This is a genomic window from Bacillus sp. FJAT-27225 (assembly GCF_001685025.1).
GTDB lineage: Bacteria > Bacillota > Bacilli > Bacillales > Cytobacillaceae > Bacillus_D.
Genome location: NZ_MAYU01000001.1, coordinates 660029 through 682306 on the forward strand (window position 1 = coordinate 660029; position 22278 = coordinate 682306).

Below are 22278 nucleotides of genomic sequence, written 5' to 3' on the forward strand. Positions count from 1 at the left end.
ATTCCGCCTTATCCTGTGATTTCAAAATGAATAGTATGAATGTGTCTTTATCTTTATATTTTCGCCAGTAACCATCCCAACTCCTGCTTTTTCATCAGGCCGAATTACGCAGCCTCTAAGGACGGTTACAGCAAGCCTTTCCCTATGATAAAGAAACATTGAAACTTCATCAACATTTTTAACTTCCTCATCGTTTCTATATAAATTATAACTTAACTCGGCCTTATGAAGCAGGCTCGAACGGTTTGGGTATATACCCAACCTGTTCATTTCATATGGGGAGAGAGGAATGGACTCTTTTATTTCATGTGGGATGGTTTGTATTTTTTCCGAGGCCATAGTTTTTGTCCACTTAACTAACAGTTGTCTGTCTACGTCAGTTTCAGTTCCATTAAAAATCGGTATGAGTGGAAAATTACCAGGAAACACAGCTTCTCTTACCCAGCCCCAAGGAACTTTGGCAAAATCGGATAGGTGGTTAATCTCAACAAAAATGGCCGGCAATTTTCTTCTTTTGCAATCCCTGATTAATGTTGGTGTAAGGGAAGTGAGCGGAATTTTTACGGCGATAGCGTAGTCGGCCGGTGAATCCGAAAGTTGTTTTTGGGCGTTTTCCAATCTGCCAGCCAATTCACGTTCATAAGCAGGTTTTACATATGTAATGACAGTAGTGGCTCCATTCATTACATAATCCTTCACTATCTGCGTAGACTGCGACGGGCTGTTATCCAAAAGTGTTCCATCCAAAACTGTAAAACATGGTGTCATTAGAAAACCTTCCACATTCATTTTTCTAAATGTGTATCTTGTCAAATCTGGCCTGATGGTATCGATTGTATCCCCTTCTGTCATGATTGATTCTCTTGTAATCTTGTTTTCCCTCAGAATCGCAGCATTCTCAATTAAATATGGCATTTCTCCACCCCTATCGCTTCTCTTAAGACAAGCTATGCATCCTTTCAAAATTTATGACATAGCCAAGAGAGTTACAGAAGCAGGTTCCTTTTCACAAAAAAACAGGTGCAGATTTACCTGCACCTGTTATGTTTCTTTACTTTTGGCTCTTCAACAAAAGAAGTAGAAAAAGCACCGCAGGAGAAAATGCGTTCTCTGCATTTTCGAACGAGCTCGCATCTTCCGCTCCAATCAGCTATTCTCTTAGTGCAAACCAGCTCAAATGGTAAAGAACCTTACTTTTTTAGTTTTTCCAGATCCTTGAAAAAGGTTGGATAGGAAACAGCTATCGATTCGGCATCTTCAAGTATCACTTCATTCTCACAAATTAAAGAGGCAATTGCGAGCATCATACCTATACGATGATCACCATGAGATGAAACCCTGCCGCCAGTAAGCCTTGTTCCTCCCGAAATAATCATGCCGTCTTCTGTAGTTTCTATTTTTGCACCAAGCTTCCGAAGCTCACTTGCTACGGTTTCAATGCGATCAGTCTCTTTAACACGAAGCTCTGCTGCGTCACGAATAACTGTTTCTCCTTCAGCTTGGGTGGCAAGCAAAGCTATAACAGGCAGTTCATCAATCAGTCTTGGGATCAGGCTGCCACCAATAGTGGTACCCTTGAGTTGTGAATAGGAAACTGTAATATCACCTGCTGGTTCATAAGCATCGGGGTTAGAATTGTTAATTTCAGTGGATGCATCCATTTCCTCTAAAACAGTCAGGATTCCTGTCCGTGTCTCATTTAAGCCCACATTTTTGAGTAGCAATTTACTGCCAGGTACAATTGAAGCCGCGACAAGGAAGAATGCAGCTGAAGAAATGTCCCCTGGAACCGTAATGTCAGCTGCCTTTAGCTGCTGTCCGCCTTGGACGTGAATTGTATTTCCCGACACATCGACCCTTCCACCGAATTGGCGAATCATTCTCTCAGTATGGTCCCTAGTAGAAGAGGGTTCAGTGATTGAGGTTTCCCCATCGGCCTGGAGCCCTGCAAGAAGGAGCGCCGATTTCACCTGTGCACTGGCAACAGGTAATGTATAGGGAATCCCCTTAAGATTACCGCCCTTGATCGTTATTGGGATGTAATTGCCATTTTCTTTTCCGTCAATTGAGCAGCCCATCTCCTTTAACGGCAGGGTTACTCTGTTCATTGGCCTTTTGGCTATGGAAGAATCGCCTGTGAATTTTGATTGGAAAGGACGCCCGGCCATGAGACCCATCATTAACCGGATGGTTGTCCCCGAATTTCCAACGTCAATGGTTCCGTTATATTCCTTCAGCCCATCCAGCCCCTTGCCTTGGATGGTAACAGTTGTTTCATTTAAATCAATCGTTACACCCAGGTTCCTGAACGCGGAAACAGTGCTTAGGCAGTCATTCCCTGTAAGGAAATTTTTAACCACGGTCGTACCGGAAGCAATCGCTCCAAACATGATTGCCCGATGTGATATTGACTTATCTCCCGGTATTGCGATCTCACCTGTTAAGCCTGCTGAAGCAGGAATAAGTTTAATTGTTTCCATGGGGCCTCCTTCGCTTGCTAGTTTTCGTATTCAATTGGATAGGAGGTATAAGTTTGAATGCATTTTACAGCGTTCTCCCTGTCCCGGGCCGTTTGGAAGCTGATAACAAGCACACCGTATATTTCCTCACGTATCTCAATAATTCTTATGTTTGTAATACTAATGTTCTCTTTTGCCAAATAGCCTGTAATTTCGGATACAACACCGGGAACGTCCGGTATATCAACAAACAAATCGTAAAAAGCAGGGATGGCACCCTTTTCCTTAACAGGCAAGCCGTCCCTAAAAAGTTTTGCATCGGCAAAGTAAGAAGTAATAGCTGCCTGATCTGATGCCACTAGCAAGGATTTCACCCTTTCCATTTCCTGTGACCACATATCCAGCAAATCCAAGAGGGTTTCCTTGTTATGCAAAAGGATATCTCTCCACATTTCCGGACTGCTGGAGGCAATCCTGGTTATGTCCTTGAATCCGCCTGCGGCAAGCCTCGGCAATAAAGGGTGATTGCTTGAAAGCTTTTCAGTCTGATGGACAATCGAAGCAGCAATAATATGCGGAAAGTGGCTAATCACTCCGGCAAGAAAGTCATGCTCCCTTGGATTTAACTCCAAAAATTTAGCTCTTGTACCTGCAAGCCACTCTTTTAATGCTAATATATTTTCTGGTTTCTCTCCCTCAATTGGCGACAATATGTAAAATGCATTTTCAAATAAGTTCTCTTTTGCAGCAGTAATGCCACTCTTGTGGGACCCAGCCATTGGATGGCCGCCGATGAAGGATATGCCTTGTTTCCTTAACGATTCGGAAAGCTTACTAATCTGCTCCTTTGTGCTTCCTGTATCCGTTACAATTGCCGTACTTTTCAGCCTGCAGCCAGCCAATTCCTGAAGAATTCTTTCGGTTTCCCTTACAGGAGCAGATATAATTATTAAATCTGCTTCCACGGCGCCTTCCTGGATTGTTCCGACCGCTTTATCTATCGGGCCAAGCATTTCCGCAAGATTGGCCTGCCTGCCTCTAATATCATAACCAATTACTGTTGAATCGGGGTGGGCCTTTTTGATACAAAGGCCCAAAGAACCGCCGATTAATCCCAATCCTATGATGAATACCTTACCAGTCACTTTCGCACTCCCCTATACTCTAGCCTGGCTTTCCTTTTCAAGGAATGCTTCAGAAACATTGAAAATTCCTTCTATTTGCTCTTTCGTACCAACTGTAATCCGAACACTTTCAGGGAAGCCAAGTGCTGCACCTGAGCGGACGATAAAGCCCCGTTCCAGCATAAATTGAAAAACTTGATTTGCATCCTGACGGAAATTCACCAGAATGAAATTCCCCTGTGAAGGATAATATGGCAAATCCCACTTTTCACAGAAGCGGTAAAACATTTCAAGTCCACGTCTGTTTTCTTCCCTGCAGGTAGCGATAAACTCCTGATCCTGCAAAGCAATTTTGGCTGCAAACTGCCCGAGCGCATTAGCGTTGAATGGTTCACGGGCAGGGTCAAGGGCGCGAATGATGGCTTCATCCGCTATTCCGTACCCAATTCTCAATCCAGCCAGCCCATATGCTTTCGAAAACGTCCTTAGAGCAATAACATTGGAAAACCGGTTGACGATACTGACCGAGTCATGAAAATCATCAGCCACCACATATTCAAAATAAGCTTCATCAATAACAACAAGTACATCTGAAGGGACTTTTTCCAAAAAATGAATTAGGTCATGGTTAGGAATATACGTGCCTGTCGGATTGTTTGGGCTGCAAATCCAAACTACGGTTGTCTTATTGTCGATGCATTGCAGCATACCATCCAGGTCATGGTTGCCATCAACGAGAGGAACCTCTCGTATTTCGGCACCTTCGATGATAGCGTTATGACTGTATTGCGAAAAGGTAGGGGCAGCCATAACCGTATTTACCCCTGGATATAGAAGGGACCTTGAGATAATTTCAATAATTTCATCCGAACCATTCCCGATAATAAGCTGTGTTTCCCTAATGCCAAGTTTCTCAGCAAGTGAAGAACGGAGCTCACCAGCATAGCCATCCGGATAAATTTCAAGTGGAATTGGGTTGGTTTTTATTGCCTCTATAACCTGCTTTGAACAACCTAAAGGATTTTCATTTGATGCAAGTTTCACAATCTTTTCCAAGCCGAATTCTTCTTTAACTGATTTAATTGACTTTCCAGGCTGATAAGGCTTTAAGGAAAGTACTTGATCTTTCCAACGCATACAGACACCTCTTTTATACTTAGACGCATTACCACAGTAAAGTGTGTTAATTTGTATTTATTTTAACATAGCATTACTAGAAAGTCTTTGTTTTAATTGAATTTTTTAATTTTTATTTCTTTTAAGCAGAGGATATGTTAAACAAGGTTGTTGTTTTCCACTTCACAAAGGAAAGCTCCAATGAATAATCATCGCAAAGACGTTGAGTTATCTTCCTTGAAGTAGCACCGTAGGAAAAAAATGCGAATGCATTTTCGAACGAGTCTTCGCGCCCTCCGCTCCAATTAAAATGTGATTCTTTAGTTTCTCCTATATAGGCATAAAGCTTGCCCATCTCGGTGTGTGTCCAAGTATATGTTTTAAGCCCAAGAGTCGAAATGTTTCCATAAACCCTTTCCCGTTGCCTGCTTTGATTCCATGTAAGCAACCGTGAAAGGATTTTATATGAATGATGCTAATTTTCTCATAAGCATTTCAGAGTCAAGCACCTTAACAATAGGTTTCCCAATTTCTTCCAGAACAATAAACCTAAGCTTTCCACCCACCGCTTTTTTGTCTTTTTTCATTCTTGAAAGGAGGCCATCAACGGCAAACCCTTCCGGAAGGCGTGTTTCATATCCGATACTTTTGATCCAGGATATGAACTCATCAAGATTAAACTCTAACCCCGCCTCTTCTTTACTTACTTGTAACGCGAACAGCATTCCATGCATGACAGCTTCCCCATGTGTGATTGTACCGTAGCCGGATTCCGCCTCAATTGCATGGCCAAGAGTATGCCCGAAATTGAGATGTGCCCGGACACCTTGCTCACGCTCATCTTCAGAGACAACAGCGGCTTTAACTTTAATGCCTCTAGCAAGAATCGTTTCATACTGAACAGCAGGAATTTGTGCCAAGTCCTTTATATTCGTTTTCATCCATTTGTACAATTCCGGATCACCAATTAGGGCATGCTTTATAAGTTCTGCAAATCCAGAACGTATTTCGTGTACAGGAAGGCTCCCGAGGAAGGAGATATCATAAAATACAGCTTCAGGCTGATGGAAAGAGCCGATTAAATTCTTTCCAAGATGGTGATTAATCCCTGTTTTGCCTCCTACAGAGCTGTCATGTGCCAAAATGGTTGTCGGAACCTGGATGAAGGATATTCCGCGCATGAAGGTTGCTGCCATAAAACCTGCCAAATCCCCTACAGCCCCGCCCCCAAGGGCAAGGACAAGAGATTTTCTGTCTAGTCCCGCCTCAAAGGCCGCGGTCATTCCACGATAATAGGTGTCAATTGACTTTGCTTCTTCTCCTCCGGGAGCCGTAAAGACAGCGACTTGAAAACCATGCAGGCTTGCTTGAAGTTTTTCCAAATATAATGGCGCAACATTAGCATCCGTAATAACCATAAGCTTGGTCAAATCCGGAAATTCGCTGCGAAGGAACGGATCTATTTCATGGATTGCGTTTTGGCCAATAACAACCGGATAGTCCTTGCTTCCCGTTTTAATTTGGATAGTTGCCATTAAAACGTCCTCGCATTTTCGCGGTAGGCTGCAAGATTCTCTAAAAATACATCAAACCTGTCGGATTGGAACTGCTCGATAAGGGCAGAAGCAAGCTCCCAGGCAACAACATTCTCAGCCACGACAGCGGCTGCTGGCACCGCACAGCTGTCTGATCGCTCGATGCTGGCTGTAAACGGCTCCTTTGTTTCAATGTCTACACTTTGGAGCGGCTTATAAAGAGTTGGGATTGGCTTCATTACACCTCGTACAACGACTGGCATACCCGTTGTCATTCCGCCTTCAAAGCCGCCAAGGCGATTGGTTCTGCGTGTATAGCCGTTCTCTTCATCCCAAATAATCTCATCATGAACCTGTGAGCCAGGTATGCTGGCGGCCTTGAATCCTATACCAAATTCAACCCCTTTAAAGGCGTTAATGCTCATAACGGCCCCGGCAATCCTTGCATCCAGCTTTCTGTCATAATGCACATAGCTGCCGACCCCCGGCGGCATTCCTTCTGCAGCCACTTCGACTATCCCCCCAATCGAATCGCCATTTTCCTTGGCTTTATCAATAGCCTCCATCATCAATGTCTCTGCATCAGGATCCAGGCAGCGGACCGGGGAGTTTTCGCTCTTAACCTGTATTTCTGCCACAGCCATATTGATGCCTGCCGCTTTTACGCCACCTATTTCTACAACATGTGAAGCAATTTGAATGCCAGCCTCTGAAAGGAGAGCTTTCGCCACTGCACCAGCTGCTACTCTCGCAGCTGTTTCCCGCGCTGATGATCTCTCCAAAACATTGCGGATATCCCTATGGCCATATTTGATTGCCCCATTAAGATCCGCGTGTCCCGGGCGCGGCCTTGAAATTTTTCTTTTCATCCCCGCTTCGGCTTCCTCATCAATCGGATCAATGCCCATGATTCCTGTCCAGTGCTTCCAATCATCATTTTTAATGACCAGCGCAATTGGAGAGCCGAGCGTTTTACCATGCCGCACTCCGCCAACAATTTCAACTGTATCCTTTTCGATTTGCATGCGCCTGCCCCGGCCATGTCCCTTTTGCCTTCGTGCAAGCTCTGTATTGATTTGCTTTGCAGTTAACGGCATTCCAGCTGGTGCACCCTCAATAATTACTGTTAATTGCGGACCATGTGATTCGCCTGATGTTATGTATCTCATATTTATATCCCCCTCACATTCTAATAGTGCTATTATACCTGTACCGAAGTACCCCGCCAAGCGAAGCTAATTGGCGGATGGAACATGAATCGCCAGTAAGCGGATACAAAAAGGCACTCTGCTATGCAAAGTGCCCTTCCATTTTAGTAAACCCACTCATTTATCAACTTGGTGTACTCAACAAGTTCATCCTCTTTGAAGAAAAGAGCAATTTCTCTTTCAGCACTTGCCGGTGAATCTGAACCGTGAATGATATTCTTGCCCACAGTCAAACCGAAATCACCGCGGATTGTCCCAGGGGCAGCATCCTTAGGATTTGTAGCTCCCATCATTTGCCGAGCGGTTGCAATTACATTCTCGCCCTGCCAAACCATCGCAAAAACCGGACCAGAAGTGATGAAATCAACCAGTTCTCCGAAAAACGGACGTTCTTTATGCTCTTCATAATGCTGTTCCGCCGTTTCACGAGGAATACTCATTAGTTTGGCACCAGCTAGCTGAAAGCCTTTTCTTTCAAAACGGGAAACAATTTCCCCGATTACTCCACGCTGAACCCCATCCGGCTTGACCATTAAAAATGTCTTTTCCATATTTCCACTCCTAAACAAATATGTAAATAGTGCTGATTGCAGAAGTAGCAATCCACGAAAATAGTATCATTGTTTAGAAAATTTGGCAAGATTTAATGAAAGCGAGGCCTTCCATGTAGAGCTAGACTTAAAAAAATTATTCATAGTCGCGAAATTTATAATTTCCTTAACCGAAAAAAACGCACCCTTAAAGGCGCGTTTTAAAATTTTCGTTTTCCTATATATTTTGCAATGTCGTTTAATGTTTTCTTCGCTTTGTTCTGGGGCAGCGTTTCAAGTATAGTGAGAGCTTTTTCTAGATAACGGTTACTAAGAGCCATCGATTGGTCAATAGCGCTTGATTTTTTAATAGAATCGATAATCTCATTCATTTCCTGCTGGCTCGTGTGCTCACTTACAGCCATAATTTTTTCCCGTAACAAAGGATCTTCCATTGCATACAGAACAGGCGCGGTAATATTTCCTTGAAGGAGGTCTCCTCCAGCTGGTTTCCCTAGCTCCTTTTCCGTACCGGTAAAATCAAGGATATCATCAATGATTTGATAGGACATACCTACATAATAACCAAAACGGTACAGCTTCCTGCTGATTTCCCGGTCGGCGCCTCCAGCAACCGCACCAAGCTCACAGCTAACTGCAATGAGGATCGCGGTTTTTCGCTTAATTCGCCTAAAATAATCGCGTATCGTTTGATTAAAACGATATTTATCTCTAATTTGCTGGATCTCTCCGATACAAACTTCGACAATCGTATTCGCAAGTATTCGATGAGCAACCGGATTTTCGATATTTGTCATCACTTCAAGCGAAAGAGCAAGTATATAATCACCGGTATACATTGCTATCCGGTTATCCCATTTTGACCTGATTGTTGGCTGGCCCCTGCGCAACTCAGCATCATCGATCACATCATCATGTACAAGGGAGGCCATATGAATAAGCTCAAGTGAAACAGCAACATGTTTCACCCGCTCGATATCATAATTGCCGAACTTTGCAGCGAGCAAAACAAAAACAGGGCGGATTCTCTTTCCTCCCGCCTGCAGGGTATGCAGCGAAGCCTGCCTTAATAGCAATGATTCCGCTTGTATTGTATCTTCAAGTGTTTTTTCTATTAATGTAAGGTCGGAATTTAAAAATGAGGTCATCATTTTTAATTTCATTGCATTCACCCTGCTTTTCCTAATACTGATGCCTATTTATTGCCAAAATGGACAGCCGCTGCCCCGCCACTATAGGCTTTATACGAAACTTTAGTAAAACCAGCCTCTGTAAACATGTTGGCCAATTCCTTCATGCCTGGAAATTCACGCGCTGATTCCTGGAGCCAAGAGTACTCTTGATAACTCTTCGCAAACAGCTTCCCAAAGACTGGCATAATATGTTTAAAATAAATAAAATAAAGCTGTCTGTACACCGGCAGGGTTGGCTGCGAAGTTTCAAGGCATACTGCTAGGCCACCTGGCTTAAGTACTCTGTGCATTTCCCTAAGCACTTGCAAATAATCCGGAACATTCCTAAGCCCAAAGCCAATCGTTACATAATCAAAGGTGTTATCCGGAAAAGGCAATTCCATCGCATTTCCATGAATGAGTTCAACATTGCCCAGATTTAAATCCGCCACTTTTTTTTCCCCGATTTTCAGCATGTTTTTACTAAAATCAAGGCCTGTAACATGCCCTTCTTTCCCGACAGCCTCGGCTAGAGCAATGCTCCAATCGGCAGTGCCGCAGCAAACATCAAGAGCCTTTGAGCCAGGGCGTACATTCATCCGCTTCATTGTGTCCTTTCTCCAGGCAAGGTGCATTTTGAAGCTTATGACGGAATTCATTTTATCGTAATTATCGGATATGCTTTCAAACACGGAGTGGACTCGTTCTTCTTTTGAGCGTGCCATGCAGTTACCCTTCTTCCACAAATATTTTCAACCGGCCAATCTCGCCTGTCATCTCGTCCAGCCTATTTTTCAAGACGGAGTTCATATCAGGAATTGCGGCGGCCCGAGTTTTAACTTCTGCCACAACTGCAGCAATCCATCTATCCAGCGTTTCAATCAAAGGCACGGCCTGCCCGGAAAACCCAAAGTCCGGGGGAAGCAATTCCATAGCTTCATAAAATCCGTTTTTCTCTTGTTCACTATATAACTTTCGTTCATTTAAAAGGCGTTTTAAAAGAAGGAACCCTTCAACAAATGTCGTCCAGGGGGTTCTTCCAAAATAATCCGAAAATCTTGCCAACAATGATGCTTCAATATTCATTATACTTTCCAAAAGGCTCTCCTTGTCCGGAAATTGCTTTTGATAGAACAAGGTTTTGTTTTCATTCACTTCTCTAATGCCTTTGGCAAGTGCTCGTATCATTTGGATATCATCAGTATCCGCCAAATGCTTATAATAAAGGCCGCTATAATAATCACCGGCCAGGACCGTTAACTGCCTCTCCTTTAAATCGGAAGGAACTATTTTATTTGTAACATGTTCATGAGTATCCAGAGCGATTTGTACTAGCATGGCAGTCAGTGCGTAATTCTTTTGTTCACGATTGGATAAGCTAAGTCCTTCCATCCTTGAAACAAGCAACAGGAGCTTGTCTTCGTCAATAACTGGAGCATTGATATGCTGAAGCAAATAAGGATGAAAAACCTTCTGCTCGATAAGGGACTTGACCTCACCGGCTATTCTTTTGATGTCGTGCACGATTATCACCCCGGTACATCTTGGTTTGCCACACCCATATTGTTTCAAGGCGTCTTTCTTTGGAGTTATTATTTTTCAGTAAACATAGCAGTCATCATTATATCACAATTTATTTTCCTTATGGCTATGTTTTATAAAATTAATAAGAGGAAAGGCGAAAAATTTGTCGAATTGACAATCTTCTCTCACTTTCCATCAAACAAAAAGAACGGCAGCAACCGTTCAATTGGATCCTTATTTTTTTGCCTCACTTTCAACTTCTCCAACACGTGTTAGAATTTTTGCATGGCCTCTTATTTTTATTGCCGAAGTATGCTCTGTAAACTGGGCAACCAGGACTTCTCCTTTATCAAGCTTTTCAGAATGATGAAATCTCGTATCTGTCCCTCTCGTTAAGCCGATCACGCTTACGCCGTCTTCTACCGCCTTAATGACAACAAATTCTCCAGTTTGCTGTTCTTTTTTATCCATGTTTCCGCCTCCACATGTTTTTTGTTACTCTTTAATCAACGCTAAGACTTCCGACCTGGCAATTGCATTTTCATTAAAAATACCGCGAACAGCTGATGTTACCGTTTTTGATCCCGGCTTCTTTACTCCCCGCATAGTCATGCACATATGTTCGGCTTCAACCACAACCATGACACCATAAGGCTTAAGTGTCTGCATAATACTGTTTGCAACTTCTGATGTGATCCGCTCCTGAAGCTGCGGCCTTTTTGCTACTGCTTCCACAGCTCTGGCAAGTTTACTTAGCCCGGTAACACGTCCGTTCCGAGGAATATAAGCAACATGGGCTGTACCGAAAAATGGAACAAGATGATGTTCGCACATGGAGTAAAATGGTATATCCTTAACGAGAACCAATTCTTCATGTTCTTCGCCGAAAATTGTTTCAAAGTACTCACGCGGATCCTGATTCATTCCGCTGAAAATTTCTTCATACATTTTGGCTACACGCTTTGGCGTATCCAGCAGCCCTTCCCGGTCGGGATCCTCACCTATCGCTTCAAGAATCATCCGTACCGCTTCTTCAATCCGGGCTTTATTTACTTCTGGCATATGTCTATCCCCCTAAGAAATCTGGCAAGTCTCTTTCATATTAGCATATCCTTTTTAACCCGGGCAAAACGATAGCATTTATTTCAAAAGCGCAAGCGACTTCGTGACAGGCAAAGAACGCCCGTCCCTGCGATGATTATTCTCAGAAGCTTTCCTTAGTGGTCATCGCCGTACAACTGGAGGGGCTTCGACTGAGATAAAATGAACCTTCCATCAGCGCTTTTGGCTGATGGTTAGGTGAATGAATCGGACCTTTAGGGACAGTTGCCGACGAAGGAGGCCTACTGTCCCTAAAGGTGGGGCAAAGGAATCACGAAGAGCGAAGCTTCTACCTGCGTTACTTCATGAATTAGCAACTTTGAAAAGCTACCTGGGCTTTGCAACGAGCTGAAGATATGCTTCCCTGAATAGGCTATGGCGCAGGAGCACCTAAGCGATTCGATGATGACTTATCGTAGGGAGGAGACCTGAAGTTTGCGCACGCGTAGGCGCTCCTCGAAAAAGCTATCGCTTTTTCTTCGTACGACGCTTATGCTGCCGAAGCCTTCCTTGTGGAGCTAGACGTGGACAATCTCGATAAAAGAGCTATCGACAATTACGAGTTCTTAAGTTTCTTTTATTACATGAAAAAGGCCATGGAATCCTCCATGGCCTTTTTTCTCCCAAAGTACGTCTGTATGTAATTATTTCACTGCGTCTTTGAGTTGTTTACCAGGTTTGAAAGCTGGAACTTTGCTGGCAGCAATTTCGATTTCTTCGCCAGTTTGCGGGTTGCGGCCTTTACGAGCGGAACGCTCACGAACTTCAAAGTTACCAAAACCGATAAGGGAAACCTTGTCACCATTTTTCAATGCATCCAAAATGGAATCAAACACAGCGTCAACAGCTTTGGTTGCTTCCTTCCTAGAAAGTTCACTAGCCTCAGCTACCGCATTGATTAGTTCTGTCTTGTTCATGCCATTCACCTCCTCCCAAATGATTTGCCCAGTGAGGCAGATAAGATTACTTATCTACATTTCTAAACAAATTTCACCAATTCTATACGTATAACCGTATTTAATTGACAAGGCTTATCATAAATGAAGCCTCGCTGGATTTCAATCATTTTTACTTAAAAAACAAAAGAAAACCCAATGAAATTAAGGCTTTGTGCTTCTTGAGGATAATTCTGTTAAAAGATTATCACATAAAAATTCGTATATCAAGATTAATCCATTAAATAGCGGAAATCTTTTCATCAGTTGGACGAAAAAACTAATTTTTTGTCGAATATAGGAAAAACAAGGCCTTTACTAAGATTTTTATTCCTCTTTCGCTACCTATCCCACATGGCCATAAATACTCTTTCCCCGTTTATTGGACAATCTAAACAAGGAGAGCATCCGGTGCAGCTGAAATTTACTTCATAATTAAAAAAACTTGCATTCGACAATTTTTCGACAAATGGTGTTCTTTATGCGTTATAATTACTCCTAGCAGACAAAAGAAAAAGGCCCGCTGGGAGCCTTCTCTTTCTGCAATGTATTCTGTTAAAGAATGATAGCAATTAAGCCCCCTGATCCTTCATTGATAATCCGCTCAAGTGTTTCTTTCAGCTTATAGCGGGCATTCTCGGGCATCAGCGAAATCTTGGCCTGAATGCCTTCCCTGACGATAGAACTGAGGCTTCTTCCGAAAATATCCGAATTCCAGATGGATAGCGGATCGTCTTCGAAATCCTGCATGAGATAGCGTACAAGCTCCTCGCTTTGCTTTTCTGTACCAATGATTGGAGCAAATTCAGATTCAACATCGACCTTAATCATGTGAATGGAAGGTGCAACTGCTTTCAGCCTTACTCCAAACCTCGCACCCTGCCTGATAATTTCCGGCTCTTCGAGACTCATATCGGCCAATGAAGGCGAGGCAATTCCATAGCCTGTTTGTTTAACCATTTTAAGAGCATCTGAGATATGGTCATATTCAGCTTTCGCATGGGCGAAGTCCTGCATAAGCTCGAGCAGGTGATCCTTCCCCCTGATTTCCACCCCAACAATTTCCTTTAGAATTTCATCATATAACTCGTCAGGGGCATAAAGATCAATCTCTGCGACACCCTGGCCCATTTCTATGCCAGCCAGTCCGGCTCTTTCAATGAAATCAAAATCGCTGAATTGAGTGACAACGCGATCGACATCTCGCAATCTCTTAATATCTTTAACTGTTTCTCTTACAGCTTCCTGGTAGCTTTGGCGAAGCCAGTGATTTTCCCTAAGCACCATTACCCAGCTTGGCAGGTTAACATTTACTTCAATAACAGGGAATTCATATAATGCTTCTCTCAATACATTAAGGACATCTGTTTCACGCATTCCCTCAACGCTCATCGCAATGACTGGTATATCGTATTTTTCAGCCAGGCTTGCTCGGAGTGACTCCGTATTTGGATGATAAGGCTGGGCACTATTGACAACCATGATGAATGGCTTGCCAACTTCCTTCAACTCATTAATGACGCGTTCCTCCGCTTCCAAGTAGGAGCTGCGGGGGATTTCACCGATTGTTCCGTCTGTTGTGATGACAACGCCAATTGTCGAATGCTCCTGGATGACTTTTCGAGTACCAATTTCCGCTGCCTCATGGAATGGGATCGGTTCTTCATACCAAGGTGTCGTAATCATCCGAGGGCCATTCTCATCTTCGTAGCCTTTTGCACCCGGGACCGTATAGCCAACACAATCCACCAGGCGAATATTCACCTCAAGCCCCTCGTCGACAAAGACTGTAGCTGCCTGATTAGGGACGAATTTAGGCTCAGTAGTCATGATTGTTTTGCCTGCGGCGCTTTGCGGCAATTCATCCTGCGTCCTTGCCCGTTCTGCCTCATTGCTCATATTTGGCAGTACAACCAGTTCCATAAACTTTTTGATAAAGGTGGATTTGCCGGTGCGCACAGCCCCAACAACCCCCAGATAAATATCGCCGCCAGTTCTTTCAGCAATATCTTTAAAAATATCTACCCTTTCCAAGAGATCCCCTCCCGATCCTAGAGTTAGTGGGATAATATTATCCATTTAGGTAATTTTGGACAGTATATGTTTATGATGTTGTCCTATCTATTTATGCATTAAAAGCCTATTTATTTTTTACCTCCTGTTCGGGAAAACCCATTATTCCGGAATATACCGGTCTTAACCCAGCCAGGGAAGCATGCGAAAAGAAAAAACCCTTCTCCTGTAAATATATTTCACAGAAAAAGGGTTATGCCATACGATTATCAATTTTTTAATATAGGGTAAATTACTAGTTTTCCATAAAGACAGGCTCTCCATTGCCATCAATGGTATATGGCAAAGAATACGCCGGAACGAACATTGAACTGTCTGTTAAAACGCTGCGGATGTCATCGCCCTTTGCATATGATTTCTCTGATTTTTTAAGTGCCTGGTATAAATCACTTCGATAGTCAACATACACTTCGGCCTCCCCTGTTACGACAAACGGAAGGTTTTGCTGGGTGAATGGGCTGACTGCAAATTGCTCCTCTTTGTAGCCAAGCTTTTTATAGTCCATCGTAAAGACATTCTGCCCGATCCTCTCTTTATAGGGAGGATAGCCATTGGCATTAATCCGGATTTTCAGCTCGCGAATCTGGTCCGCAATCCTTAAATCGAGCAGCTTGACTGTCGGATTTGTTTCTACATCAATGAGCACATACTGGAAAATGCCGCCGCTTTCAAAAGCATTGCCTGGAGGTTCAGCCATGTATCTTGGTGAAATTTTGTTAAAATCAATCAGATATTTCTGATAAATCGGCGTATCCATTTCCTTCGTTTTAATCGGCAGAATGCCGCCGTTATCGGTTTGAAATTGGTTGACAGCCGTTTGGACTGCACTAAGCTGATCCTGATAAGGAATCTGGTTTTGTGCCATTTCACCTTCAGGATACAAACAGCCCGAGAGAATGGATATAAGTATGAAAATAAACATGATTTTAATTCTTTTAAACATAACATCCATCCTTTGGATTATGTAATACCGGTTAACTTGTTGGCCCACTCATGACGACAAGGAAAATAATCAGCCCTGATAGCGCCATCATTACATAGGCTAAAATGGCGGTAATAAGCCGAAGGACCCCTTTTAATTTGTACCTGCTCAAGTAAATTGTAAGAATGGAAACAAACATTAACCCCATACCAACAAACGAAATCCACATTTTCATCAATGCTGGTGACAAACAAATACCCCCTTTACAAAAAATTATTATATCACAGGAACAAGCTTACTTGAACTCTTTGGCCAGAGTTGATTCCAACTTTGTCCAACCAACCTCCAAGCTATCGGTGATGTGGCATAAAAAAAGAGCAAGGGGGGCGAGTCCTTGCTCAAATCTCAACTAATATACCCTCACAACAATTCACTTTACCAAAATGTTTCGTTGCATTGTATGCAGGCAGAAAAATAAATGCATCTCCAAAAAGCCCAAGTTTGGATAATAAAGTAAAGGATGTTTAGGACAATTGCCCTTTAGGGCTTACTGTTTCCTTAAGAGTGGGTTTAAATGCGGACCTTCCTTCAGTCGTGCCTACTGCTGATGGTCAGTTCCGTTCTACTGACAGCCGTGTCCATCAGTGTAAGATGGACCAGTATCAATGATTGTAAATCGGTTTTCTCAAAGGCTTGGATGTACCATTCTCAGAGATGGTCTTTATCCAATAACCCCCAAGTGTTAACCCGTCAAAAATTAATTTTCTTTGAGGATGTTCGTCAGGTCTTCCATCTCGTGGGTTTTATTCCGTGCCATTAAAATATCAGCGCCATCCTTGGCAGGAATCTCTTCAAACAGCACCTTATATAACGTATCCGCAATTGGCATTTCAACATTATATTTGGCAGCTAGCTGATGTGCGGCTTTCGTTGTCCTGACTCCTTCGACAACCATCCCCATGTTTTCAAGGACTTCCTCAAGACTCTGCCCCTTGCCTAACAAGTTTCCTGCCCTCCAATTTCTTGAATGGACACTTGTACAGGTAACTATTAAATCACCCACACCGGCAAGCCCGGCAAAGGTGAGCGGGTTGGCTCCCATCTTGGTTCCAAGCCTGGCGATTTCGGCAAGTCCTCTTGTCATGAGGGCTGCTTTGGCATTATCCCCATAGCCAAGGCCATCGGTTATTCCAGCAGCCAAGGCAATAATATTTTTTAAAGCCCCGCCAATTTCAACCCCAATGACATCGGGGTTGGTATAGACTCTGAAGTTTTGGTTAATAAAAAGATCCTGGATCCTTCCAGCCTCGTCCATATCTTCCGATGAAACTGTAACCGTAGTCGGATGCCGGAGACTTACTTCTTCAGCATGGCTAGGGCCTGAGAGAACTACAATTGCTTTCAAAAGCTCTGCTGGCATTTCCTCTTGAATCATTTCCGAGATTCGCAGTAATGAATCAGGTTCTATTCCTTTGCTAACATGGACAATGGTTACCGGAGATGTCTGTATTTCCCTCATTTTGGCGATGACTTCTCTGATTGCCTTCGTCGGTACAGCTAAAACAACCGTATCTGTAGCCTGAAGGGCCTCTTTCAATGATGAAACAGCCTCTATTAGTGACGGAATCTCAATTCCCGGCAGATATTTCGCATTGGCCCTTGATTCATTAATTTCCATCACCTGTCCGGGATTGTGGCTCCACAGTTTTACCTTATGCCCATTATCCGCAAGCACCAACGCAAGTGCAGTTCCCCAGCTTCCCGCGCCTAATACAGCGATTTCCCCAGCGTGCTTCTCCATTCTATATCACAACCTTTACGTTATTTTCTTTCTCTCGCAAATATTTTGATTGGAGTCCCTTCAAATCCGAAAGCATCACGGATTCGATTTTCCAGGAAACGCTCATAAGAAAAGTGCATCAGTTCAGGCTCGTTAACAAAAACGACGAATGTAGGCGGCTTCACAGCGACCTGGGTCGTGTAATAGATCTTCAATCTTCGGCCTTTATCGGTTGGAGTCGGATTCATGGCGACTGCATCGGTTATCACATCATTAAGTACGTTCGTTTGAACCCTCAGTGCATGGTTTTCACTCACCATATTAATGACCGGCAGCAAGGTTTGGACTCGTTTCTTCGTTTTTGCCGACAAAAAGACAATTGGAGCATAATCGAGGAACTTGAAATGTTCACGGATTTTCGTTTCAAACTCTTTCATTGTTTTTTCATCTTTTTCAATAGCATCCCATTTATTTACGACCAGGACAACGGCTCTTCCTGCCTCATGCGCATATCCGGCAATGTTTTTATCCTGTTCCAGGATTCCCTCCTCCGCATTTATAACAACGAGGACCACATCCGATCGTTCAATCGCACGCAAAGCCCGGAGTACACTATATTTTTCTGTGCTCTCGTAAACCTTTCCTCTTTTCCTCATGCCTGCGGTATCAATGATGACATATTCCTGTCCCTCAAATTCATACATTGAGTCGATAGCATCTCGGGTTGTACCCGCTATATCACTGACAATAACCCTTTCTTCACCAAGAAGCGCGTTTACAAGTGAGGATTTACCGACATTTGGGCGGCCGATCAAGCAGAACTTGATGGCATCTTCTGAATATTCTCTGTCATCGGTTTTTGGAAAATGCTTTGCTGCCTCGTCAAGCAAATCCCCAAGACCCAGTCCATGAGCGCCTGAAATAGGGAAAGGCTCACCAAAGCCCAGTGCATAAAAATCGTAAATCTCCGCGCGCATTTCAGGATTATCGATTTTGTTGACTGCAAGGACGACTGGCTTTTTTGTTTTATAAAGAATCTTAGCCACTTCTTCATCGGCTGCTGTTACACCTTCACGTCCATTTACTATAAAGATAATAACATCCGCTTCCTCCATTGCAATTTCAGCCTGCTGGCGAATTTGCTCAAGGAACGGTTCATCCCCTATATCAATTCCACCTGTGTCAATAATATTGAAATCATGAGTCAGCCATTCTGCAGAGCTATAAAGACGGTCTCTAGTCACACCAGGAATATCCTCGACTATCGAAACCCTTTCTCCGACTATTCTATTAAAAATGGTTGATTTGCCGACGTTTGGGCGTCCGACAATTGCTACTGTTGGTTTTACCATTCAATTCACCCTTAATTTGCGATCTAAGATTCAGGCGTTCACCTTTTTGGCATCCAGCCTGTTACGTACTGTTTTCGCTCTTTATTATGCGTTAAAACGGTTAATCTATATATTTTCCTATTAGCGAAAATAAACCCTTCTAAGGAAGGGCTTAACTCTTCATAATAGTAACAATGTTCGTCCATTGACGCAAATAAAACTATTTCCGTTCAATGCTTGACTATTATATATAATTCATCTCCAAGCGCATGCGCTATTCCATCCAGAATTGCCTCCAGATTTGCGGTGAGTTCGTCCATTTCCTTTTTATCAGAGCAATGGAAAACACTTGCTCCTCCGGAAACTTTAGCAGAATTGGTTGTCACAACGGCCAATATGAACTTTTCTAGGCTCACGATTCATCCCTCACTACTCTTTTAATTTTTTTGAAGGCATTCGGATTGCATTTTCCAGTGTCGGCACAGCAGCAATGATACCAAGTGCTTTTTGTTGATCCTTCTCATGGGGAAGGACAAACACGGCCAAACGCCCATCCTGTAAATCTCTTTTTGCTAATGGAACAAGCGCAGGTGTACCAGAATCCCTATAAACACCAAGCGCGGTTGAGACATCATGGAGAATTGCCTGACGCTGCCCCAAATTCCCCAGTGTGATTTTTGAATTGGCGTTTTTAGGTTTCAGGATGAAACCCATTCCATTTTCAAGGATTTCCTTCCTGCGCTCAGGCAGACCAATATTCATAATATAAACTGTATCTACATATAATCCCGGGCCTTCAAATCTAGGCTGCACGTATTCTATATCCGCTATCTCTCCTACTGTCCCTCCTGACATCAATAGCTTTACAGCTATCAAAGCCAAAATGGCCGCTACAATCGCAGCCACTATGTTTATCCACAAATAAGCAAGAGTTACTGCAAAAGACGTCAGGATAACAAGATAATTACGGCTTTCAAATGCAATCGCAATTCCTTCGATATAGGTGCTTCCCCGCTTTACCAACTCATATTCATCCAGCACGCTCAACGTGTTGCGCTCCATATTCCTTACTTCCCTAAACTGTGAGGCAGCGATTGTCAGGAAGGTCACTGCTGTAAACTCTTTGTTCATTACAGATGGAACAACCACTGCACCAAGCCCCGAGGCTATAAAACCTACAGCCACATGAACAATTTTTCCATGAAGATACGTTGGATATTGGCGATAATCTGTCCTCAGCATGTAAAGACGGGCTAACACACCCACAATGAGGCCTGTCAGAATTGGATAGGTGTATTCATTCATGAGGAAGTTTCTTCCCCCTTTCAACGGAATTGAATAGTGTTCCAACAAGTGAAGTTAATTTTTCAATGGCACTCCATAGTAAGATTAAAACGGAGCAAAAAGCTGCGTGGTCTAAAAAAACATAGCCGCCTGCTTCATAAGGGAAACCCAGCTGGATGAGGACAATGGAAAGCAGCAGCTCGCCCTGCAATGTAGCAAATAAAACTAAAAGAAATCTTTTTCCCAGCAAATTTTGAAGGATGATCGATAAGACTCCAATAATAAAGGCTGAAAGCAGGTCCTTGTTAATAAAAAAGATGACCGGATCAAAGAAGTAAAAAATTTGAATACCACCATAAGCAATCGCTAAAATTAGCGAGCAAATATAAAAATATGCAAGCTGCTTTATTTTTTCCCCTCTCAAAAAAGAAAGTGAGAAGAAAAAGAGAAACAACGCACCTAAATAAACAGTGATACTGAATACTTGAACATGATAAGGCGCAAGCCCAATAACCGCCAGTACGCCGACTGCCATTCTTCGTCTTAGCGGACTTTTCCGGTCAAGTATGAAAGTGAGATAAATCCAAAACAACCATGCCAATAAATAAAAAAACAGCCCAGCCACACATACCCTCCTCCTATCATTTCCATTATCGGCAGGAGCTATGTAATTTCATACACGAGTGAATAATCTTTGTTCATTGATTTATTTTAAAAGAGAGGAGGTGTGTGCAAATGGGAAAAGACAGACAGGAAAAGAAATTGAGGAAAAGTGGAAGAGTGGAATCAGACCGTGACCAGGATTTAGGCTTTCCGGGTGCTACAGGGCTTCAAACCCCAGAAGAGGCGAGAAAGTTGAATTACAAACATAAGGATTAGTACAATTAGGGATTCCTGCGCGGTTTTCTTGATCACCCATAACAAAAAGGCTCCCGTTTGAAACTGGGGAGCCTCTGAAACTTTACTATTATTTTTTAAGGTTTTTTAATTTATCTCCGAGAAGCTCACCAAGCTGGAAGCCTTTTGATTCTTCCGGAAGTTCATAATCAACATTTTCCTCGACGTCTTTTTCAAGAAGATCCTTGATGCTTAAGCTGAGGCGCTGCTCATGCTCATTGACTTCGAGAACTTTCACTTCCACTTCCTGGCCTTCCCTTAGAGCCTCATGAGGTGTTGCGATATGTTTGTGGGCAATCTGGGAAATATGCACAAGGCCTTCAACACCAGGAAAAACTTCAACAAATGCTCCATATGATACGATTCGGCGCACTGTACCGGTAAGGACGCTGCCTTTTGCAGCCCTATCGGCTATATTGGCCCAAGGTCCAGGAAGTGTTTCCTTGATTGACAAGGAAATTCTTTCATTGTCACGGTCTACACTTAGAACCTTCACTTGAACCTTTTGGCCTTCCTCTACGACATCACCCGGTTTTTCGACATGTTCATGAGATAATTGTGAAATATGGACGAGGCCATCAACACCCCCGATATCTACAAACGCACCAAAGTCGGTAATCCGTTGGACGGTTCCTTCAATAACCTGTCCAGGCTGCAGGGTTTCGAGCAAATCTTGTTTTTTCTTGCCTTTCTCCTCTTCAACAACTGCGCGGTGAGATAGGATAAGCCTGTTCTTTTCCTTATCCAGCTCAACAATCTTAAAGGACAGCTCTCTTCCTTTATAATCGGAGAAGTCCTCCACAAAGTAAGCTTCAACCAGGGATGCAGGCACAAATCCACGGACGCCAAGATCGACGACAAGGCCGCCTTTCACGACATCCTTTACCTCAGCGTTAAAAACTTCTCCGCTTTGAAATTTCTGCTCTAGCTCGTCCCAGGCCTTTTCAGCGTCCACTTTGCGCTTTGAGAGAATAAGAGCTTCCTCTTCCACCTTCATTACCTCAAGCTCAAGTGTATCACCTTCAGAAACCGCATCCGACGCTTTCTCAATATGGATGCTGGACAATTCGCTGATTGGAATAATTCCGTCAAGCTTGCTGTTTTGGATGTCGACGAGGACCTGCTTTTCCTCAACCTTGGTAACTTGTCCGGTTACCCTGTCCCCGATTTCAAAAGTTCCAACTTCAATTTGGTTCATATCTTCCGACATATGTACTCCTCCTTAACCATTGGCTGCCCTTTTAACATAATCGATGGGGCTAACAA

The 22278-nt window shown here is 43.2% G+C and carries 23 protein-coding genes; 1 reads left to right on the forward strand and 22 read right to left on the reverse strand.

Translation table 11 applies throughout. The features are described from left to right. Positions 1-21: 21 nt before the first annotated feature. From A8F94_RS03390 to A8F94_RS03490, 21 genes are all read right to left on the reverse strand, one after another. Positions 22-915, reverse strand: a complete 894-nt coding sequence (locus tag A8F94_RS03390) for a hypothetical protein (protein ID WP_066195600.1) — start codon at positions 913-915, stop codon at positions 22-24. A gap of 275 nt (positions 916-1190) precedes the next feature. Then, positions 1191-2480, reverse strand: coding sequence for a 3-phosphoshikimate 1-carboxyvinyltransferase (gene aroA / locus A8F94_RS03395; RefSeq protein ID WP_066195603.1), 1290 nt, complete (start codon positions 2478-2480; stop codon positions 1191-1193). A gap of 17 nt (positions 2481-2497) precedes the next feature. Further along, the gene (locus tag A8F94_RS03400) at positions 2498-3604 is read right to left on the reverse strand and encodes a prephenate dehydrogenase (RefSeq protein ID WP_066195606.1); all 1107 of its coding nucleotides are present in this window, start codon (positions 3602-3604) and stop codon (positions 2498-2500) included. A gap of 12 nt (positions 3605-3616) precedes the next feature. Then, a complete protein-coding gene (gene hisC / locus A8F94_RS03405; protein ID WP_066195609.1) occupies positions 3617-4720 on the reverse strand; it encodes a histidinol-phosphate transaminase in 1104 nt (367 codons plus the stop codon). Between the two features lie 440 nt (positions 4721-5160). Further along, the gene (gene aroB, locus A8F94_RS03410) at positions 5161-6234 is read right to left on the reverse strand and encodes a 3-dehydroquinate synthase (protein ID WP_066195611.1); all 1074 of its coding nucleotides are present in this window, start codon (positions 6232-6234) and stop codon (positions 5161-5163) included. Then, complete coding sequence (gene aroC / locus A8F94_RS03415) at positions 6234-7403, reverse strand: chorismate synthase (protein WP_066195614.1); 1170 nt, start codon at positions 7401-7403, stop codon at positions 6234-6236. The genes aroB and aroC overlap by 1 nt, the downstream gene beginning before the upstream one ends. Before the next feature lie 143 nt (positions 7404-7546). Beyond that, complete coding sequence (gene ndk / locus A8F94_RS03420) at positions 7547-7993, reverse strand: nucleoside-diphosphate kinase (protein WP_066195617.1); 447 nt, start codon at positions 7991-7993, stop codon at positions 7547-7549. Between the two features lie 200 nt (positions 7994-8193). Further along, entirely contained in the window at positions 8194-9156 is a 963-nt protein-coding gene (gene hepT, locus A8F94_RS03425; RefSeq protein ID WP_066195619.1) for a heptaprenyl diphosphate synthase component II, read from the reverse strand. A 32-nt stretch (positions 9157-9188) separates the two neighbouring features. Further along, positions 9189-9890, reverse strand: coding sequence for a demethylmenaquinone methyltransferase (gene menG / locus A8F94_RS03430; protein ID WP_066195621.1), 702 nt, complete (start codon positions 9888-9890; stop codon positions 9189-9191). Between the two features lie 4 nt (positions 9891-9894). Then, on the reverse strand, positions 9895-10689 hold the full coding sequence (locus A8F94_RS03435; RefSeq protein WP_175384347.1) for a heptaprenyl diphosphate synthase component 1: 795 nt from the start codon (positions 10687-10689) through the stop codon (positions 9895-9897). Positions 10690-10923: 234 nt separating this feature from the next. Beyond that, positions 10924-11160: a trp RNA-binding attenuation protein MtrB gene (gene mtrB / locus A8F94_RS03440; RefSeq protein WP_066195625.1), complete on the reverse strand. Its 237-nt coding sequence runs from the start codon at positions 11158-11160 to the stop codon at positions 10924-10926. A 24-nt stretch (positions 11161-11184) separates the two neighbouring features. Beyond that, positions 11185-11751, reverse strand: a complete 567-nt coding sequence (gene folE, locus A8F94_RS03445; protein ID WP_066195627.1) for a GTP cyclohydrolase I FolE — start codon at positions 11749-11751, stop codon at positions 11185-11187. Positions 11752-12434: 683 nt separating this feature from the next. After that, on the reverse strand, positions 12435-12707 hold the full coding sequence (locus A8F94_RS03450; protein ID WP_043933595.1) for an HU family DNA-binding protein: 273 nt from the start codon (positions 12705-12707) through the stop codon (positions 12435-12437). Positions 12708-13280: 573 nt separating this feature from the next. Then, a complete protein-coding gene (gene spoIVA / locus A8F94_RS03455; RefSeq protein WP_066195630.1) occupies positions 13281-14759 on the reverse strand; it encodes a stage IV sporulation protein A in 1479 nt (492 codons plus the stop codon). 274 nt (positions 14760-15033) lie between these two features. Further along, positions 15034-15741, reverse strand: a complete 708-nt coding sequence (locus A8F94_RS03460; protein WP_066195632.1) for a hypothetical protein — start codon at positions 15739-15741, stop codon at positions 15034-15036. 31 nt (positions 15742-15772) lie between these two features. Next, positions 15773-15970 carry a DUF2768 domain-containing protein gene (locus A8F94_RS03465; RefSeq protein ID WP_066195635.1) on the reverse strand — a complete coding sequence of 66 codons (198 nt, stop codon included), beginning with the start codon at positions 15968-15970 and terminating at the stop codon, positions 15773-15775. 507 nt (positions 15971-16477) lie between these two features. After that, entirely contained in the window at positions 16478-17521 is a 1044-nt protein-coding gene (locus A8F94_RS03470) for an NAD(P)H-dependent glycerol-3-phosphate dehydrogenase (protein ID WP_066195637.1), read from the reverse strand. A 20-nt stretch (positions 17522-17541) separates the two neighbouring features. Further along, complete coding sequence (gene der / locus A8F94_RS03475) at positions 17542-18852, reverse strand: ribosome biogenesis GTPase Der (protein WP_066195640.1); 1311 nt, start codon at positions 18850-18852, stop codon at positions 17542-17544. Between the two features lie 209 nt (positions 18853-19061). Further along, positions 19062-19247, reverse strand: coding sequence for a capping complex subunit for YIEGIA (locus tag A8F94_RS03480; RefSeq protein ID WP_066195643.1), 186 nt, complete (start codon positions 19245-19247; stop codon positions 19062-19064). A 13-nt stretch (positions 19248-19260) separates the two neighbouring features. Then, positions 19261-20136, reverse strand: coding sequence for a YIEGIA family protein (locus tag A8F94_RS03485; RefSeq protein WP_066195644.1), 876 nt, complete (start codon positions 20134-20136; stop codon positions 19261-19263). Further along, positions 20129-20740, reverse strand: coding sequence for a YphA family membrane protein (locus A8F94_RS03490; RefSeq protein ID WP_066195647.1), 612 nt, complete (start codon positions 20738-20740; stop codon positions 20129-20131). The genes A8F94_RS03485 and A8F94_RS03490 overlap by 8 nt, the downstream gene beginning before the upstream one ends. A gap of 110 nt (positions 20741-20850) precedes the next feature. Here A8F94_RS03490 and A8F94_RS03495 point away from each other — a divergent pair, with 110 nt between their 5' ends. Continuing rightward, positions 20851-20994 carry a YpzI family protein gene (locus tag A8F94_RS03495; protein WP_066195650.1) on the forward strand — a complete coding sequence of 48 codons (144 nt, stop codon included), beginning with the start codon at positions 20851-20853 and terminating at the stop codon, positions 20992-20994. Between the two features lie 88 nt (positions 20995-21082). Here the strand turns inward: A8F94_RS03495 and rpsA are convergent, their stop codons facing one another. Beyond that, on the reverse strand, positions 21083-22222 hold the full coding sequence (gene rpsA, locus A8F94_RS03500; RefSeq protein ID WP_066195653.1) for a 30S ribosomal protein S1: 1140 nt from the start codon (positions 22220-22222) through the stop codon (positions 21083-21085). Between the last annotated feature and the right edge of the window lie 56 nt (positions 22223-22278).

Coding starts and splice junctions, on each gene's coding strand:
- A8F94_RS03390 (WP_066195600.1), bottom strand. CDS start 915: ATGCCATATTTAATTGAGAATGCTGCGATTCTGAGGGAAAACAAGATT.
- aroA (WP_066195603.1), bottom strand. CDS start 2,480: ATGGAAACAATTAAACTTATTCCTGCTTCAGCAGGCTTAACAGGTGAG.
- hisC (WP_066195609.1), bottom strand. CDS start 4,720: ATGCGTTGGAAAGATCAAGTACTTTCCTTAAAGCCTTATCAGCCTGGA.
- aroB (WP_066195611.1), bottom strand. CDS start 6,234: ATGGCAACTATCCAAATTAAAACGGGAAGCAAGGACTATCCGGTTGTT.
- aroC (WP_066195614.1), bottom strand. CDS start 7,403: ATGAGATACATAACATCAGGCGAATCACATGGTCCGCAATTAACAGTA.
- ndk (WP_066195617.1), bottom strand. CDS start 7,993: ATGGAAAAGACATTTTTAATGGTCAAGCCGGATGGGGTTCAGCGTGGA.
- hepT (WP_066195619.1), bottom strand. CDS start 9,156: ATGAAATTAAAAATGATGACCTCATTTTTAAATTCCGACCTTACATTA.
- menG (WP_066195621.1), bottom strand. CDS start 9,890: ATGGCACGCTCAAAAGAAGAACGAGTCCACTCCGTGTTTGAAAGCATA.
- mtrB (WP_066195625.1), bottom strand. CDS start 11,160: ATGGATAAAAAAGAACAGCAAACTGGAGAATTTGTTGTCATTAAGGCG.
- folE (WP_066195627.1), bottom strand. CDS start 11,751: ATGCCAGAAGTAAATAAAGCCCGGATTGAAGAAGCGGTACGGATGATT.
- A8F94_RS03450 (WP_043933595.1), bottom strand. CDS start 12,707: ATGAACAAGACAGAACTAATCAATGCGGTAGCTGAGGCTAGTGAACTT.
- A8F94_RS03460 (WP_066195632.1), bottom strand. CDS start 15,741: ATGTTTAAAAGAATTAAAATCATGTTTATTTTCATACTTATATCCATT.
- A8F94_RS03470 (WP_066195637.1), bottom strand. CDS start 17,521: ATGGAGAAGCACGCTGGGGAAATCGCTGTATTAGGCGCGGGAAGCTGG.
- der (WP_066195640.1), bottom strand. CDS start 18,852: ATGGTAAAACCAACAGTAGCAATTGTCGGACGCCCAAACGTCGGCAAA.
- A8F94_RS03485 (WP_066195644.1), bottom strand. CDS start 20,136: ATGAATGAATACACCTATCCAATTCTGACAGGCCTCATTGTGGGTGTG.
- A8F94_RS03495 (WP_066195650.1), top strand. CDS start 20,851: ATGGGAAAAGACAGACAGGAAAAGAAATTGAGGAAAAGTGGAAGAGTG.
- rpsA (WP_066195653.1), bottom strand. CDS start 22,222: ATGTCGGAAGATATGAACCAAATTGAAGTTGGAACTTTTGAAATCGGG.